12 protein-coding genes are annotated in these 16,762 nt (G+C 66.0%); 8 read left to right on the forward strand and 4 right to left on the reverse strand.

Annotated elements, in window-relative coordinates; all coding sequences use genetic code 11:
* The first annotated feature begins 24 nt into the window (after window positions 1-24).
* Window positions 25-501: a bacterioferritin BfrB gene (bfrB, locus tag HMPREF3014_RS26850; RefSeq protein WP_003092078.1), complete on the forward strand. Its 477-nt coding sequence runs from the start codon at window positions 25-27 to the stop codon at window positions 499-501.
* Window positions 502-567: 66 nt separating this feature from the next.
* Here the strand turns inward: bfrB and HMPREF3014_RS26855 are convergent, their stop codons facing one another.
* The 3 genes from HMPREF3014_RS26855 to HMPREF3014_RS26865 all read right to left on the reverse strand — a co-directional run bounded on the left by HMPREF3014_RS26855 (window position 568) and on the right by HMPREF3014_RS26865 (window position 4,349).
* Window positions 568-1,719: an MFS transporter gene (locus HMPREF3014_RS26855; RefSeq protein ID WP_003104266.1), complete on the reverse strand. Its 1,152-nt coding sequence runs from the start codon at window positions 1,717-1,719 to the stop codon at window positions 568-570.
* An 82-nt stretch (window positions 1,720-1,801) separates the two neighbouring features.
* Complete coding sequence (gene grxD / locus HMPREF3014_RS26860; protein WP_003092082.1) at window positions 1,802-2,128, reverse strand: Grx4 family monothiol glutaredoxin; 327 nt, start codon at window positions 2,126-2,128, stop codon at window positions 1,802-1,804.
* Window positions 2,129-2,240: 112 nt separating this feature from the next.
* On the reverse strand, window positions 2,241-4,349 hold the full coding sequence (locus HMPREF3014_RS26865; RefSeq protein ID WP_003104264.1) for a molybdopterin oxidoreductase family protein: 2,109 nt from the start codon (window positions 4,347-4,349) through the stop codon (window positions 2,241-2,243).
* A 298-nt stretch (window positions 4,350-4,647) separates the two neighbouring features.
* Between HMPREF3014_RS26865 and HMPREF3014_RS26870 the strand changes: the two genes are divergently transcribed.
* Window positions 4,648-7,635: an autotransporter serine peptidase EprS gene (locus HMPREF3014_RS26870; RefSeq protein WP_023087110.1), complete on the forward strand. Its 2,988-nt coding sequence runs from the start codon at window positions 4,648-4,650 to the stop codon at window positions 7,633-7,635.
* A 393-nt stretch (window positions 7,636-8,028) separates the two neighbouring features.
* Here HMPREF3014_RS26870 and HMPREF3014_RS26875 read toward each other — a convergent pair whose 3' ends face one another.
* Complete coding sequence (locus tag HMPREF3014_RS26875; RefSeq protein ID WP_003104261.1) at window positions 8,029-8,460, reverse strand: hypothetical protein; 432 nt, start codon at window positions 8,458-8,460, stop codon at window positions 8,029-8,031.
* A gap of 314 nt (window positions 8,461-8,774) precedes the next feature.
* Here HMPREF3014_RS26875 and argF point away from each other — a divergent pair, with 314 nt between their 5' ends.
* The 6 genes from argF to alg44 all read left to right on the forward strand — a co-directional run bounded on the left by argF (window position 8,775) and on the right by alg44 (window position 16,753).
* The gene (gene argF, locus HMPREF3014_RS26880; protein WP_003092090.1) at window positions 8,775-9,692 is read left to right on the forward strand and encodes an ornithine carbamoyltransferase; all 918 of its coding nucleotides are present in this window, start codon (window positions 8,775-8,777) and stop codon (window positions 9,690-9,692) included.
* A 4-nt stretch (window positions 9,693-9,696) separates the two neighbouring features.
* Window positions 9,697-10,779 carry an ABC transporter ATP-binding protein gene (locus tag HMPREF3014_RS26885; RefSeq protein WP_003092092.1) on the forward strand — a complete coding sequence of 361 codons (1,083 nt, stop codon included), beginning with the start codon at window positions 9,697-9,699 and terminating at the stop codon, window positions 10,777-10,779.
* Window positions 10,780-10,885: 106 nt separating this feature from the next.
* On the forward strand, window positions 10,886-11,665 hold the full coding sequence (gene yaaA / locus HMPREF3014_RS26890) for a peroxide stress protein YaaA (protein WP_003092094.1): 780 nt from the start codon (window positions 10,886-10,888) through the stop codon (window positions 11,663-11,665).
* Window positions 11,666-12,566: 901 nt separating this feature from the next.
* Complete coding sequence (gene algD / locus HMPREF3014_RS26895; protein WP_003110461.1) at window positions 12,567-13,877, forward strand: GDP-mannose 6-dehydrogenase; 1,311 nt, start codon at window positions 12,567-12,569, stop codon at window positions 13,875-13,877.
* 139 nt (window positions 13,878-14,016) lie between these two features.
* Window positions 14,017-15,501, forward strand: a complete 1,485-nt coding sequence (alg8, locus tag HMPREF3014_RS26900; RefSeq protein ID WP_003119545.1) for a mannuronan synthase — start codon at window positions 14,017-14,019, stop codon at window positions 15,499-15,501.
* A gap of 82 nt (window positions 15,502-15,583) precedes the next feature.
* Window positions 15,584-16,753, forward strand: coding sequence for an alginate biosynthesis protein Alg44 (gene alg44, locus HMPREF3014_RS26905; RefSeq protein ID WP_003092101.1), 1,170 nt, complete (start codon window positions 15,584-15,586; stop codon window positions 16,751-16,753).
* The last annotated feature ends 9 nt before the right edge of the window (window positions 16,754-16,762 follow it).

A 16,762-nucleotide genomic window follows, 5' to 3' on the forward strand; every position in this document is an offset into this window, starting at 1 on the left:
CCCACTACGACGGCAGGATTCGGCATGAAAGGCGACAAGAAAGTCATCCAGCACCTCAACAAGATCCTCGGCAACGAGCTGATCGCGATCAACCAGTACTTCCTCCACTCGCGCATGTGGAACGACTGGGGCCTGAAGCGCCTCGGCGCCCACGAGTACCACGAGTCGATCGACGAGATGAAGCATGCCGACAAGCTCATCGAGCGCATCCTCTTCCTCGAAGGCCTGCCCAACCTGCAGGACCTCGGCAAGCTGCTGATCGGCGAGAACACCCAGGAAATGCTGCAGTGCGACCTGAACCTGGAGCTGAAGGCGACCAAGGACCTGCGCGAAGCCATCGTGCATTGCGAGCAGGTGCACGACTACGTCAGCCGCGACCTGCTGAAGGACATCCTGGAGTCGGAAGAAGAGCACATCGACTACTTGGAAACCCAGCTGGGCCTGATCCAGAAAGTCGGCCTGGAGAACTACCTGCAGTCGCACATGCACGAAGACGACTGATCGGGAACCACGACGAAGCGCCGGCGGCCTGCCCCGCCGGCGCTTTTTTCTTGCCGCCAGAAAGCCTCAGGCGCTGCGCGGCCTGCGCCGGACCAGATCGGCGCGCAGGGCCAGCAACAGGCAAAGACCGACCAGTACCAGCAATGCCCAGCGCAGGCCGATCTCGTGGGCCAGCAGGCCGATCAGCGGCGGTCCCATCAGCAGTCCGCCATACCCCACGGTAGAGACGGCGGCGACCCCGATCACCGGATCGATGCCCGGCTGGTTGCCAGCAGCGCTGATCACGATCGGCACCATCACCGACAGTCCCAGGCCAACCACCCCGAAACCGGCGATGCTCAGCGCCGGCCAGGGGCTGAACAGCGCCACCAGCATGCCCAGCGTGGCCAGCGAACCCAGGCCGCGCAGCAACGGCGCATCGTCGATGCGTCCGCGCAGGCGGTCGCCGAACAGCCGCCCCACCACCATCGCCGCGGAAAACGCCGCGAAGCCCAGCGCCGCCACCCGCTCGGAAGCATCCAGAACGCTGTGCAGGAACAGCGCGCTCCAGTCAGCCACGCCGCCCTCGGAAACGAACGCGCAGAGAATCAGCAGGCCCAGGCCGAGCAAGGCCCGCGGCGGCAAGGTGAAGCCGCCGCCCTTGCGCGCGCCCGCCTTGCTCGGGTCCGGCGGAAGCAACGCGCGTACGAAGAATGGCAGGCTCAGCAGGCCGAGTGCGGTGAGAATGAGGAAGTGCCAGAACGGCGTCAGTCCGGCCAGGGCCGCGGCGCTCAACGCACCGACCAGGCAACCGAGGCTGTACATGCCATGCAGCATGGACATGCAGGGCTTGCCGAGCAGGCGCTCGACATCCACCGCCTGGATGTTCATCGCCACGTCCATCCCGGCGAAGCTCACGCCCAGCACGTAGAAGGCCAACGCCAGTTGCCACCAGCCCTGGCTCAGGCCGAGCAGCGGAAACACCAGCAGCATGATCAGGCAACCGCCGATCACTACGCTGCGGCTGCCGATGCGCTGGACCAGGAAACCGCTCAACGGGAACGCCGTGAGCGCGCCGACCCCGACGCCGAGCAGGGCCTGGCCGAGCGCGCGCTCGTCCAGCTGGGTCTGCTCCTTGAGCGCCGGGATGCGTCCCATCAGGTTGCCGATGACCAGCCCGGCCATGGCGAAGAAATAGATGCAAGCCAGGCGACCCTGGCGAGGATTGACTTCCGACATGGAGGCTCCCGGTTTCCTTGCTGGTTTCTCCGGACAAAAAAGAAACCCCGCACAAGGCGGGGCTCTTCGTCGGATGCGCGGATCAGGCGTTGGCTTTGGCCGCCGCGTCCTTGACCAGGGTCTGCAGTTCGCCCTTCTCGAACATCTCGGCGAGGATGTCGCTGCCGCCGACCAGTTCGCCATTGACCCACAGCTGCGGGAAGGTCGGCCAGTTCGCGTACTTCGGCAGGTTGGCGCGGATTTCCGGGTTCTGCAGGATGTCGACGTAGGCGAACTTCTCGCCACAGGCCATCAGCACCTGGGCCGCGCGCGAGGAGAAACCGCACTGCGGGGCGTTCGGCGAACCCTTCATGTACAGCAGGATGGGGTTGTTGGCGATCTGCTCTTTAATGGTTTCGATGATGTCCATGGCTTACCTCAACAGGAACGTTTCGACACGGTAACTCGGCAAATAATGACCGGTATTGTATCGGAAAGCCTAGCGCGACGCTCGGCTTTACTCTCGCGTTCCGTCGACCCGCTCAGGCCGCTTCCACCTCCACCGGCAGGCCGTTGAGCGCGGCGTTACCCGACAGCAGGTCGAGATGACGCTCGTCGGTCAGGTCGTTGGCGCTGACGCCGGCCTGGGCGCGGGCGATCGCCAGTTGCACGCCGGGCCGCGCGTGGCCCCAGCCGTGCGGCAGGCTGACCACCCCGGGCATCATCTCGCTGCTCGCCGCCACCTCCACCTCCACGCTGCCGACCCGCGAGCGCACCCGCACCCGTTGCCCGTCGACCAGGCCGCGACCCTCCAGGTCCCGCGGGTGCATCAGCAACTGATGACGCGGCTTGCCCTTCACCAGGCGATGGTAGTTGTGCATCCAGGAATTGTTGCTGCGCACGTGGCGTCGTCCGATCAGCAGCAACTGGTCGGACGCAGGCAGCGGCTGTGCGGCGAAGCGTTGCAGGTCGTCGACGAACAGCGGCGGCGCGGCCTGGATGCGCTGGTCGGCGGTCTTCAGGCGCGGCGCCAGGTTCGGCCGCAGCGGCCCGAGGTCGATGCCGTGGGGATGTTCGCGCAGAGTGGCCAGGCTCAGCCTGTGCTCGGAACGGTCGCCGTAGGCGCCAGCGCGCAGGCCGAGGTCGATCATCTGCTGCGGCTCCAGGGTCGGTTTCAGCTCCAGGCCGTTGCGCGCGGCGAAGGCCCGCGCCAGGCCGACGAAGATCTCCCAGTCGTGCAGCGCACCCTCGGGACGCGGCAGCACGGCCTCGTTGAAACGGGTCACGTTACGCACGGCGAAGACGTTGAAGGTGGTGTCGTAGTGATCGTGCTCCAGCGGCGCGGTGGGCGGCAGGATGAGATCGGCGTAGCGGGTCGTCTCGTTGATGTAGAGGTCGATGCTGAGCATGAACTCCAGGCCGTCCAGGGCCTGTTCGAGCCGCCTCCCGTTGGGCGTGGACAGCACCGGGTTGCCGGCTACCGTGACCAGCGCGCGCACCTGCCCCTCGCCTTCACCGAGGATTTCTTCCGCCAATGCCGCCACCGGCAGTTCGCCGCCATATTCCGGCAGCCCCGAGACGCGGCTGCGCCAACGGCCGAAGTGGCCACCCGAGGTACTCGCCACCAGGTCCAGGGCCGGCGAGGTGCACAGCGCGCCACCGACCCGGTCGAGGTTGCCGGTGACCAGGTTGATCAGTTGCACCAGCCACTGGCAGAGCGTGCCGAAGGCCTGGGTGGAAACGCCCATCCGGCCATAGCAGACCGCCCGTTCGGCGGCGGCGAAATCCCGCGCCAGTTGGCGAATGCTTTCGGCCGGCACGCCACAGCGCGCGCTCATGGACTCGGCGTCGAAGGCCGCGACCGCCTCGCGCACCCGCTCCAGCCCGTCGACCGGCAGCGGCGTGGGGCGACCGAGGTTCTCCTCGAACAGGGTGTTGAGTATCCCGAGCAACAGCGCCGCATCCTGGCCGGGACGAATGAACAGGTGCCGGTCGGCGATAGCCGCGGTCTCGCTGCGCCGGGGATCGACCACCACCAACCGGCCGCCGCGTGCCTTCAGCGCCTTCAGGCGCTTCTCCACGTCCGGCACGGTCATGATGCTGCCGTTGGACGCCAGCGGGTTGCCGCCGAGCACCAGCATGAAGTCGGTGTGGTCGATGTCGGGGATCGGGATCAACAAACCATGGCCGTACATCTGCTGGCTGACCAGGTGATGCGGCAACTGGTCGACGGAAGTCGCGGAGAAGCGGTTGCGCGTTTTCAGCAGGCCGAGGAAGTAGTTGCTATGGGTCATCAGGCCGTAGTTGTGCACGCTCGGATTGCCCTGGTAGACCGCCACCGCATCGTTGCCATGGCGCTCGCGGATCTCGCCGAGGCGGCTGGCCACCAGCGCGAAGGCCTCGTCCCAGCCGATCGGCTGCCACTCGCTGCCGACCCGGCGCAACGGCTGGCGCAGGCGGTCGGGGTCGTCCTGGATGTCCTGCAGGGCCACCGCCTTGGGACAGACATGGCCGCGGCTGAAGCTGTCCTGCGGGTCGCCCTTGATCGAGCGGATCCGCGGCACGCCGCCCTCGTCGCTCTCGGTCTCGATGGCGAGCCCGCAGATGGCCTCGCAGAGATGGCACGCACGGTAGTGGAGGGTCTTGCTCATGGCTCGCCTCTTCATTGTCGTCGCCGGCCGTCGCGGCCCGGCGCGTACGCGAGGACCAGACGACCGGTCTAGTCGTCGAATCGGCACTATGCGGCGCCTTCCGCCGCCGCGCCAGCAGCGTCAGTCGGCTGAATCGCCAGGCATCAGGCTGGCCGATGGGCGCGGTAGAGGGGAGGCGTGCCGTTTGTCCGGCTGTCAACTATCCACCTGGGAATTCCGGCGCGGCGAAAGCCGGTGCTAAACCTTGTCTCTTCGAGTCCACCCCTGTCCGACAAGACCAATAAAGCGTGGAGACCGCATGACCGACGACCACTCCTTCCGCCCTCGCCCCACCTCGTTGTCAGCCGCCCTGCTGCTGAGCGCCTGGATCGCACAGCCGGCCACGGCCGCCTATGTCGAAGCCGGTCGGCCCGGCGATCCGGCCAGTTGGCGCTCCGCCGAATACCAGCAGGACTGGGGCCTGGAACGGATGCGGGCCGACCAGGCCTATGCCGCCGGCATCGACGGCCAGGGCGTGAAGATCGGCGAGATGGACTCCGGTTTCGACCCGAGCCATCCGGATACTCCCGCCTCGCGCTACCAGCCGGTGACGGCCAGCGGCACCTATGTCGACGGCACGCCGTTCAGCGTCAGCGGCGCGATGAACGGCAACAACGACTCCCACGGTACCCACGTCGGCGGCACCCTCGGCGCCTCGCGCGACGGCGTCGGCATGCACGGGGTGGCCTACGCGGCACAGGTATATGTCGCCAACACCAACCAGAACGACAGCTTCCTGTTCGGCCCGACGCCCGACCCGAACTATTTCAAGGCCGCCTACCAGGCGCTGGCCGACGCCGGGGTGCGGGCGATCAACAACAGTTGGGGCAGCCAGCCCAAGGACGTCAGCTACGAGACCCTCGACGGCCTGCACGCCGCCTATGCCCAGCACTACGGGCGCTCCACCTGGCTGGACGCCGCCGCCGGCGTCTCCCGCCAGGGCGTGATCAACGTCTTCAGCGCCGGCAACAGCGGCTACGCCAACGCCAGCGTGCGCTCCGCCCTGCCCTACTTCCAGCCGGACCTGGAAGGCCACTGGCTGGCCGTGTCCGGCCTCGACCAGCAGAACGGCCAGCGCTACAACCGCTGCGGCATCGCCAAGTACTGGTGCATCACCACGCCCGGCCGCCTGATCAACAGCACCATGCCCGGCGGCGGCTACGCCAACAAGTCCGGTACCTCGATGGCCGCGCCCCACGCCACCGGCGCGCTGGCCCTGGTCATGCAGCGCTATCCGTACCTGAACAACGAGCAGGCGCTGCAGGTTCTGCTGACCACCGCCACCCAGCTCGACGGCACGCCGACCGGCGCCCCCACCGACACCGTCGGCTGGGGCGTGCCGGATCTCGGTCGGGCGATGCATGGGCCTGGACAATTGCTCGGCCGCTTCGAGGCCAACCTCCCGGCCGGCCTGCGCGACGAATGGAGCAACCCGATTTCCGATAGCGCCCTGCTCCAGCGCCAGGCCGAGGACGCCGCCGAGCACGCGGCCTGGCAGCGGACGCTGAAGGACAAGGGCTGGGAAAACGGCTTGCCGGCCGGTGCCAGCCAGCAGGAACGCACCGACTATGCCATCGGCATGGCCCGCGACCAGGCCGCCGCCCAGCGCCAGTACCAGGGCAGCCTGGTCAAGGCCGGTGCCGGCAGCCTGGTCCTGAGCGGCGACAGCACCTATCGCGGGCCGACCCTGGTCGATGGCGGGCTGCTCAGCGTCGACGGTTCGCTGCTGTCCGCCGTCGAAGTCAATGCCGGCGGCACCCTCGGCGGCAGCGGCAGGATCGGCGGCCTGCTGGCGCGCTCCGGCGGCACGGTGGCCGCGGGCAACTCCATCGGCACCCTGGAGGTCGCCGGGGACCTGCGCTTCGAATCCGGCTCGACCTACGCGGTGGAGCTTTCGGAAAGCGCCAGCGACCGGATCGTCGCCAGCGGCAAGGCGAGCATCGCGGGCGGCAACGTCACCCTGGCCATGGAAAACAGCCCCGACCTGCTCAGCCAGTCCCAGGTCGAGAGCCTGGTCGGCCGCCGCTACGACATCCTCGACGCCGCCGGCGGCATCGACGGGCGCTTCGACGCGGTATTGCCGAACTACCTGTTCCTCGGCGGCACCCTGGACTACGCGGCCAACGCCATCCGCCTGGATATCGGACGCAACGGCACGGCCCTCGCCAGCGTCGCGCAGACGCCCAACCAGGCGGCGGTCGCTGGGGCCGTGGAAACGCTCGGCGCCGGCAACCCGGTCTACGAAAGCCTGCTCCTGTCGGAAAACGCCGCAACCGCCCAACGGGCCTTCCAGCAATTGTCCGGGGAAATCTACCCGGCGCTCGCCGGCCTGTTGCTCAACGACAGCCGCTATCTGCGCGACAGCGTCGGCGAACGCCTGCGCCAGACCAGCGACGGCGAGGCCGGCGGGGAGGCTCCCGAAGGCTGGTTCAAGGCGCTCGGCTCCTGGGGCAAGAGCGCCGATGGCAGCCACGGTAGCGAAGGCTACCGGCATTCGGTCGGCGGCTTCCTGCTCGGCGTCGACAGCCAGGTCGCCAGCGACACGCGCCTCGGCCTGGTGGCCGGCTACAGCAACAGCTCGCTGAACATGGACAGCAGCCTGCAATCCTCCGCCAGCATCGACAGCTACCACCTCGGCGCCTACCTCGGCCGGCAATTGCAGCAATGGCGCCTGAGCCTCGGCGCAGCGCACGCCTGGCACCGCGCCGAGGTCAAGCGCGACCTGCAATACGGCGCCGTGGCCGGCAAGCAGAAGGCCAAGCTCGACGCACAGAGCAGCCAGTTGTTCGCCGAGGCCGCCTACGCGCTGGGTTGGCGCAGCCTGGAGCTGGAACCCTTCGCCGGGCTGGCCTACGTGCACGTCGCCAGCGATGACTTCCGCGAACGCGGTAGCGCCGCGGCCCTGGAGGGTGGCGACGACAACCTGGACGCCGCCTTCACCACCCTGGGCCTGCGCGCGAAACGGCATTTCGAGCTGGATGCCGGACGCCGCCTGGCGCTCTCCGGCACCCTCGGCTGGCGCCACAACCTGAGCGACACCACCCCGCAACGGCACCTGGCGTTCGCCAGCGGCAGCCAGCCATTCAGCGTGGAAAGCGTGGCCCTGTCCCGCGACGCCGCGCTGCTCGGCGTCGACGCCAGCCTCGCGGTGAATCGCGAAGTGAGCGTGCGGCTGGGCTACAACGGCCTGCTGGGCAGCCGCGAGAAGGACCATGGCGTCGGACTGGCCGTCGACTGGCGTTTCTGACTTCGGTTACGAGGGCATGCCAGCCGTTGGATGGGTTCCGGCGGGCGGCAAGGGGAAAAAGCCACTTCATTGCCCTCGGTCACGAAACCGCTGCAAATATGAGAAAAAGACCTAACTAAAGGATTCATGCGAAATGCATAGCGCTATACTGTCCATCCAGCGCTGTACTATCCCTTCCAGCGCTGATCGCGACCCGGTGCCCGCACCACCGTGCCGCACGAGCCCCGGAGATCCGCACCTCCGGGGCTCACCTTTTGCTCCTCTCGCACCCTCCTTCCCCGGCTGAGCCCCTCCCCCTGCAAATCCGCGACGAATGGCTGCAATCCGGCAATCCGATGAACGAGCGGCCGAACCGCGGGCGCCCAGGCTGCCTGCGCACAGTCGCGGAACGGGTCAGGCCTGGCGGAAGAAGATCATGCCGAACAGCACCGCCAGGGCGCTGAGGAACGACAACCCGGTTTGCCCCAGGACCATCAGGATCGCGGCCGCCGCCGTGCTCAGCGCATGCCAGCCCCAGAGCAGGCACGACAGGTTGAGGACGATGCCGGCCAGGGCCAGGTGACGCTTGCGGCTGCGCCTGAGCAGGCCGGCCAGGCCCAGCACCAGGCCGCAGGTCGATACCGCGAAGACCGCCAGCAAGGCGGCGAACAGGCCGAGCAGATGGTTCTCGTCGCTGAGGTCGATCCGCTCGCCGAGCGCCAGCGCCATCACCGCCAGCGCGATGGCGACCCCGGCCAGGGCGAGGAACAGCGACAGGCCGCCCAGCCGCGATTGGCGCAATGGCCGTGCCGGCGGCGCGGCGGCGAGTGTTTCTCCCGTGTGCATGTTCGACCTCCCTGGTCCGAAACCCGCCTCCTCCATGAAGGCATTCGGGCGCGCACAGCATAAAGCGTCGCCCCGCCCAACCGATAGATCGACGAGGCGGGACTTTGGCGGCGGGACAACGGCGAAGACCCGGGAAAAACCCCGTAACCCGCGCCTTCCAAGCCCCTCCTTGTGTTTCCGCGACATTTCCTTATAAGATCGCGCCTTCCCCTATTTTCCCGCACGTTGCGGTCCCGCCGCAGGTCCAGTCCCGTTTTCTCTCGCGAAAGCCGGCCAGTGCCTCGGCCAGCAGTAAAAATAAAAGGTAGTCAGCGATGAGCGTACGGCACTTTCTCTCGTTTATGGATTACAGCCCCGAAGAGCTGATCGGTCTGATCCGCCGCGGCAGCGAGCTGAAGGACCTGCGCAACCGAGGCGTGCTCTACGAGCCGCTGAAGAGCCGGGTCCTGGGCATGGTCTTCGAGAAGGCTTCGACCCGTACCCGCCTGTCCTTCGAAGCCGGGATGATCCAGCTCGGCGGCCAGGCGATCTTCCTCTCCCCGCGCGACACCCAGCTCGGCCGCGGCGAGCCGATCGGCGACAGCGCCCGGGTCATGTCGCGGATGCTCGACGGCGTGATGATCCGCACCTTCGCCCACGCCACCCTGACGGAATTCGCCGCGCACTCGAAGGTGCCGGTGATCAACGGCCTGTCCGACGACCTGCACCCCTGCCAGTTGCTCGCCGACATGCAGACCTTCCACGAGCACCGCGGCAGCATCCAGGGCAAGACCGTGGCCTGGATCGGCGACGGCAACAACATGTGCAACAGCTATATAGAAGCGGCGCTGAAGTTCGACTTCCAGCTGCGCGTGGCCTGCCCCGAGGGCTACGAGCCGAAGGCCGAGTTCGTCGCCCTTGCCGGCGACCGCCTGCGCGTCGTCCGCGACCCGCGCGAGGCGGTGGCCGGCGCGCACCTGGTGAGCACCGACGTGTGGGCCTCGATGGGCCAGGAAGACGAAGCCGCCGCGCGCATCGCCCTGTTCCGTCCCTACCAGGTGAACGCCGCGTTGCTCGATGGGGCCGCCGACGATGTACTATTCATGCACTGCCTGCCGGCCCACCGCGGCGAGGAAATCAGCGAAGAGTTGCTGGACGACCCGCGCTCGGTAGCCTGGGACCAGGCAGAGAACCGTCTGCACGCGCAGAAGGCCCTCCTCGAATTGCTGATCGAACACGCCCATTACGCCTGAGCCCATGAGCCACGACCTGCTGCTGAACCTGAAAGATCTCGCCTGCGGCTACGCCTCGCAGAAAGTGGTGCAGGACCTCGACCTGCACCTCAATGCCGGAGACATCGGCTGCCTGCTGGGTCCTTCGGGATGCGGCAAGACCACCACCCTGCGCGCCATCGCCGGCTTCGAACCGGTGCTGGCCGGGCAGATCGAGCTGGGCGGCGAAGTCATCTCACGTCCCGGCTTCACCCTGGCGCCGGAGAAACGCCGGATCGGCATGGTGTTCCAGGACTACGCGCTGTTCCCCCATCTCAGCGTGGCCGACAATGTCGGCTTCGGCATCCGCAAGCATCCACAACGCGAGCGCCTGGTGCGCGAGCTTCTGGAGCTGGTCAAGCTCGACCACCTCGCCGCGCGCCACCCCCACGAACTCTCCGGCGGCCAGCAACAACGGGTGGCCCTGGCCCGCGCGCTGGCGCCCGAACCGCTGTTGCTGCTGCTCGACGAACCCTTCTCCAACCTCGACGTGGAACTGCGCCGCAGCCTCAGCCAGGAGGTTCGCGAGATCCTCAAGGCACGCGGCACCAGCGCGATCCTGGTGACCCACGACCAGGAAGAAGCCTTCGCCGTCTGCGACCACATCGGCGTGTTCAAGGAAGGTCACCTGGAACAGTGGGACACCCCCTACAACCTCTACCACGAGCCGCTGACGCCCTTCGTCGCCAGCTTCGTCGGCCAGGGCTACTTCATTCGCGGCCAGTTGCTCAGCCCCGATACGGTGCAGACCGAACTCGGCGTGATCCGCGGCAATCGCGCCTACAGCCTGCCTTCCGGCAGCGCGGTAGACGTCCTGCTGCGCCCGGACGACCTGGTGCACGCGCCGCAGGGCGAGCTGAAGGCGCGGATCGTCGGCAAGACCTTCCTCGGCGCCGCCACCCTGTACCGCCTGCAATTGCCCACCGGTACCCAGCTGGAATCGATCTTCCCCAGCCATGCCGACCACCAGCCGGGCGATGACGTCGGTATCCGCGTCGCCGCCGACCACCTGGTGGTGTTCGCCGCCCGGGGCAGCGTCGCCGCGCACCTCGCTCCCGTCCAGGCCTGATACCTCGGCGCCGTTCGGTCGGCGGCGCCTTTCCCTATCGACCGCATAGGTGGAGCCGGACGTCTCCAGCCCCTACAATCGCCCGACGATTCGAGGAGCCTGAACGATGCTGATGGTGATTTCCCCCGCCAAGACCCTGGACTACGAGACCCCGCCGGTCACCCACCGCTTCACCCAGCCGCAATACCTGGACCACGCCCAGGAACTGATCCAGCAACTGCGCCAGCTCACGCCACTGCAGATCAGCGAACTGATGAAGCTTTCCGACAAGCTCGCCGGCCTGAATGCCGCTCGCTACGCCAGCTGGCATCCGGAGTTCACCCCGGAGAACGCCAAGCAGGCGTTGCTCGCCTTCAAGGGCGATGTCTACACCGGCCTCAACGCGGAAGACTTCGGCGAGGACGATTTCGCCTTCGCCCAGGATCACCTGCGCATGCTCTCCGGTCTCTACGGCGTGCTGCGCCCGCTCGACCTCATGCAGCCCTATCGACTGGAAATGGGCACCCGCCTGGCCAACGCCCGTGGCAAGGATCTCTACGCCTTCTGGGGCGAGCGTATCAGCCAGTGGCTGAACGAAGCGCTGGCCGCCCAGGGCGACGACGTGCTGCTCAACCTGGCCTCCAACGAGTACTTCGGCGCGGTGAAGCGCAAGGCGCTGCAAGCGCGGGTCATCGACACCGAGTTCAAGGACCTGAAGAACGGCCAGTACAAGATCATCAGCTTCTACGCCAAGAAGGCTCGCGGCATGATGGCTCGCTACGTGATCCGCGAGCGCCTGCGCGACCCGGCCGGGCTGAAGGACTTCAATGCCCACGGCTATTACTTCAGCGCCGAGCAATCCGGCCCGGATCAGCTGGTATTCCTCAGGGACGCCCCGCAAGACTGATCTCCCCGGCCCGCCGTCCTGGCGGGCCGCTCCTCTTTCGGCACGCCGACGCCTCCTGGCGCTACCGTTCGTCCCTCCGACACCCCTGCTGCGTCGCCTTTCTCCCCGGAAAAGCCCTTGTGGCGAATAGGCCTACTCAACCGTTCGTCTGCAAGTCATGCGGAACTGCATCACATTTTTTCACGCCCAGCCCACAGACTTTTCCCCAATTCAAGGCGGAAATGCCATCTCCGGCGTAATCCATTGGCCATTACCAGCCTCCCGCCATTACATGCAAATTACGATTGCAAAGTGCATGGGTCGAAGATTAAGGAATCCTTAAGGTTTGCTTAAGGCGGTAAAAGCGGCTTCTGTTTCATTCCGGTGACGCGGAACTTTCAGCCGCCATGCATTCTGCAACTAGTGGCCATTGGCAGGCATTTAACGGAAAGGCCATCAAGTTGGTATCAAGTGATATCAAACGGATATTTCCAAATATTTCGCGAGCGGGACAAACGGCCGGAACTTCCCTCGCAGAGAAAACATCCTATCACCGCGATGCCTATCGATAGTTATGGGCAGAGCAACTTGAAACCGTCTCGAATAATCGGACTCCGCTCCGAGGAACAAACTCAACCTATTGAAATTAAAGGCCTTTAGAAACTTGAATTCTATGGACCGAACTAAAACGAAGCATCCAAGGTCGGGTTATGCACCGTTATTGAAACCCACCTGAAACATTAAAGGGCATGAACTTATAACTTGCCCTATTAGAGTGCCAAACAACTAAGCACTCTATTCGAAACTGCCTGAAGGCGGATCAAGGGCTCTGGATCGGGGCTCGTAGTAACGGCTCGCCAGATAGGGAAGTGGCCATACGGCCACCTCATTAACGGCGCGACAAACAATCGAGGTGAATGCGATGCGAATCAGCATCTTTGGTTTGGGCTATGTCGGTGCAGTATGTGCTGGCTGCCTGTCGGCACGCGGTCATGAAGTCATTGGTGTGGATGTCTCCAGCACCAAGATCGACCTGATCAACCAGGGCAAGTCGCCCATCGTCGAACCGGGCCTGGAAGCGTTGTTGCAGCAAGGCCGGCAGACCGGACGGCTGTCGGGCACCACCGACTTCAAGAAGGCCGTGCTGGACTCCGACGTATCGTTCATCTGCGTCGGCACGCCGAGCAAGAAGAACGGCGACCTGGACCTGGGCTACATCGAGACCGTCTGCCGCGAGATCGGCTTCGCCATCCGCGAGAAGTCCGAACGCCACACCGTGGTGGTGCGCAGCACCGTACTGCCGGGCACCGTCAACAACGTGGTGATCCCGCTGATCGAGGACTGCTCGGGCAAGAAGGCCGGGGTCGACTTCGGCGTCGGCACCAACCCCGAATTCCTCCGCGAGAGCACCGCGATCAAGGACTACGACTTCCCGCCGATGACCGTGATCGGCGAACTGGACAAGCAGACCGGCGACCTTCTCGAGGAAATCTACCGCGAGCTGGACGCGCCGATCATCCGCAAGACCGTCGAGGTCGCCGAGATGATCAAGTACACCTGCAACGTCTGGCACGCCGCCAAGGTCACCTTCGCCAACGAGATCGGCAACATCGCCAAGGCGGTCGGCGTCGACGGCCGCGAGGTGATGGACGTGATCTGCCAGGACCACAAGCTCAACCTGTCGCGCTACTACATGCGTCCCGGCTTCGCCTTCGGCGGCTCCTGCCTGCCCAAGGATGTACGCGCCCTCACCTATCGCGCCAGCCAGCTGGACGTCGAGCACCCGATGCTCGGTTCGTTGATGCGCAGCAACTCCAACCAGGTGCAGAAGGCCTTCGATCTCATCACCAGCCACGACACCCGCAAGGTCGGCCTGCTCGGCCTGTCGTTCAAGGCCGGCACCGACGATTTGCGCGAAAGCCCGCTGGTGGAGCTGGCCGAGATGCTCATCGGCAAGGGCTACGAGTTGCGCATCTTCGACCGCAACGTCGAATACGCGCGTGTCCACGGGGCCAACAAGGAATACATCGAGTCGAAGATCCCGCACGTCTCCTCACTGCTGGTCTCCGACCTCGACGAAGTGGTGGCGAGTTCCGATGTGCTGGTGCTGGGCAATGGCGACGAGCTGTTCGTCGACCTGGTGAACAAGACCCCGAGCGGCAAGAAGCTGGTCGACCTGGTGGGCTTCATGCCGCACACCACCACTGCCCAGGCCGAGGGCATCTGCTGGTAGCGGGCCGCCCCCTGGCCCCGTGAGCCGGTAAAGAACCTCTTTATCGCCCTCGGACCGAAGGCCGTCTCCGCGGCGTGCGCCATAACAACAACAAGCGCACGCCGGCGTCGAGGCCAAGGTCCCCAGCCCGATGGAACTGATGATGGAAACTTACAAACGTGGCCTCGCCGAAGCCACCGGCTGGCTGGTGTTCCTCAGCCTGCTGATGGTGCTCGCGCTGGCAGTGCCGAAGACCGTGTTCGACGCCGACTCCAAGGATTTCATCCTGCTTATCGGCGCCGTCGGCATCTGGCGCTACTCCATGGGCGGCGTGCACTTCCTGCGCGGCATGCTGTTCCTCCACGTGGTCTACCCGTACTACCGCCGGCGCGTGCGCCAGTTGGGCAGCGCGGCCGACCCGTCGCACGTGTTCCTGATGGTCACCAGTTTCCGCATCGACGCCCTGACCACTGCCATGGTCTATCGCTCGGTGATCCGCGAAGCCATCGACAGCGGCTACCCGACCACCGTGGTCTGCTCCATCGTCGAGATGTCCGACGAGGTCCTGGTCCGTTCTCTGTGGGAGAAGATGAACCCGCCGGACCGGGTCAGCCTCGACTTCGTGCGGATTCCCGGCACCGGCAAGCGCGACGGCCTGGCCTATGGCTTCCGCGCGATTTCCCGGCACCTGCCGGACGACGACGCGGTGGTCGCGGTGATCGACGGCGACACCGTGCTCGACCACGGCGTGGTGAAGAAGACCGTGCCCTGGTTCAAGCTCTTCCCCAACGTCGGCGGCCTCACCACCAATGAATTCTGCGAAGTGCAGGGCGGCTACGTGATGAGCGAGTGGCACAAGCTGCGCTTCGCCCAGCGCCACATCAACATGTGCTCGATGGCCCTGTCCAAGCGCGTGCTGACCATGACCGGACGGATGTCGGTGTTCCGCGCCCGGGTGGTGACCAACCCCGAGTTCATCACCGACGTCGAGAACGACCACCTGGAGCACTGGCGCCTGGGTCGCTTCAAGTTCCTCACCGGCGACGACAAGTCCAGCTGGTTCAGCCTGATGCGCCTGGGCTACGACACCTTCTACGTGCCCGACGCGGCGATCAACACGGTCGAGCACCCGCCGGAGAAGAGCTTCATCAAGGCCAGTCGCAAGCTGATGTACCGCTGGTACGGCAACAACCTGCGGCAGAACTCGCGCGCGCTCAAGCTCGGCGCGCGGCGCCTGGGCTGGTTCACCATGCTGGTGCTGTTCGACCAGCGCGTCTCGATGTGGACCAGCCTGCTCGGCCTGGTGGTGGCGATCCTCGCCAGCCTCAAGTACAGCATCGCCTTCCTGCTGGTGTACCTGCTCTGGATCGGCCTCACCCGCCTGGTGCTGACCCTGCTCCTCTCGCTCTCCGGGCACCGCATCGGCCCGGCCTATCCGCTGATCCTCTATTACAACCAGATCGTCGGCGCGCTGGTGAAGATCTACGTGTTCTTCCGCCTCGACCGGCAGTCCTGGACCCGCCAGCCGACCAAGCTGGAGCGCGGCCTGGCCAGCTTCCAGCGCTGGTTCAACGCCTGGTCGTCGCGGGCCATGACCTTCTCTGCCGCCAGCATCTTCGTCGCCGTGCTGCTGACCATCGTATGACCACCGAATCGACTACGGACAACGCCAGGGCCGCGGCCCGCGCGCAAATCGACCCAGATTGGACCGAACAGGACCCGACACCATGAATACAGCCGTCAACGTCAACGTCGTGCACGAATCCGAAGCCCAGCGCCAGTTCGCCCGGGTCAAGCTGCCGGCGCGCATCCGCTACATCGGCGCCAACCGCGAAGGCGTCGACGCACGCCTGCTGGATCTCTCCGCCGGCGGCTTCGCCTTCACCGCGAGCGGCGCGCCGATCCAGCCCGGCGACCTGTACAAGGGCAAGCTGCTGTTCCAGGTCGACAGCATCAGCTTTTCCCTCGAAGTGGAGTTCCAGGTGCGCTCGGTGGACCCCGCCAGCCGCCGCGTCGGCTGCGAGTTCCAGAACCTCAAGCCGCGCGAGGTGGCGGCCCTGCGCTACCTGATCACCTCCTACCTGGCCGGCGAGGTGATCGGCGTCGGCGACATGCTCAATACCCTCCAGCGCGAGAACTTCACCAAGGCCCGCAAGCAGGGCGGCGGCAACGGCGGGATGGGCTTCTTCGGCCGGGTCCGGGCGGTGACCCTGAGCACCGCGATCTTCGTCGTCGGAGTCGGCGCCTTCGCCTTCATCCTCAACCAGATGTACAACCTGTACTTCGTCACCCATGCCGATTCCGGCGTGGTCAGCGTCCCCAACCAGCAGATCACCATGCCCCGCGAGGGCACCGTGCAGAGCCTTCTCGGGCCCAACGCGGAAGTCGCCAAAGGCGCGCCGATCGCTACCTTCTCGGCCAACCTGCTGGACATGCTCAAGGGCAACCTGACCGAGGAGCAGCTCAACCCGGGCAACATCGAGAAGCTCTTCGGCCACCAGATGAAAGGGACCCTGACCAGCCCCTGCGACTGCCGCGTGGTCCAGCAACTGGTAGCCGACGGGCAATACGCCAACAAGGGCCAGGTGATCTTCACCCTCGCGCCGCGCGACAGCGTGGCCAGCATCGAGGCACGCTTCCCCTACCGCAACGCCGCCGAGCTGGCGCCGGGCACCCGGGTGAACTTCCAGGTCGCCGGCGACGGCGTCAACCGCAGCGGCCGCATCGTCAACACCGCGCCGGTGGACGGCGACCTGTCCTCGGAAATCCGCGTGCAGATCCAGCCCGACCAGCCGCTCGACGCCCAGTACGCCGGCCGCCCGGCCGAGGTCAGCATCGGCGGCCTGCCCGGCCGCACCCTGCTGAACAAGGCCGTGACCCTGGCCACCGCTCGCTGACCGGTACCC

The sequence above is a fragment of the Pseudomonas sp. HMSC065H01 genome (genome assembly GCF_001815235.1).
GTDB classification, from domain to species: domain Bacteria; phylum Pseudomonadota; class Gammaproteobacteria; order Pseudomonadales; family Pseudomonadaceae; genus Pseudomonas; species Pseudomonas aeruginosa.